We start from the raw sequence: 289 nt of genomic DNA, 5'->3' as shown, positions 1-289 counted from the left end.
CCTAAAACATCATTAGTTGAAGTCGTCGTGGTTTTACCAGTAACGGCATCAGTTGAAGTGGTAAAGTCGGCGGAACTAGTGAAATCATCAGCAAGTTTATTACCATCAGCATCAACGTAATGAACGGTTTTATTAACTGTATCTGTGGTAGTCGTTGAGGCATTCTTGGTATAAACCACGGTGTATTCCGTATCGGTGTCACCTGATTTAACGGTTTGATCAGTGGTTGCTTCCGTTGGATTAGTAGTAACAGTATAGCCGTTAATTACCGGGTTAGCTTGATGTCCTA

At 41.5% G+C, this 289-nt stretch carries 1 protein-coding gene; it reads right to left on the bottom strand.

Going from position 1 to position 289, the window contains the following annotated elements:
• Window positions 1–289, bottom strand: a 289-nt coding sequence (locus tag FC70_RS09340) for a mucin-binding protein (RefSeq protein WP_162253437.1), incomplete at both ends; no start/stop codon positions are given.

This window comes from Paucilactobacillus oligofermentans DSM 15707 = LMG 22743 (assembly GCF_001434315.1).
GTDB classification, from domain to species: Bacteria; Bacillota; Bacilli; order Lactobacillales; family Lactobacillaceae; genus Paucilactobacillus; species Paucilactobacillus oligofermentans.
Note: the sequence above shows the minus strand (reverse complement) of the source record. Positions and strands in the feature narration are given on the sequence as shown.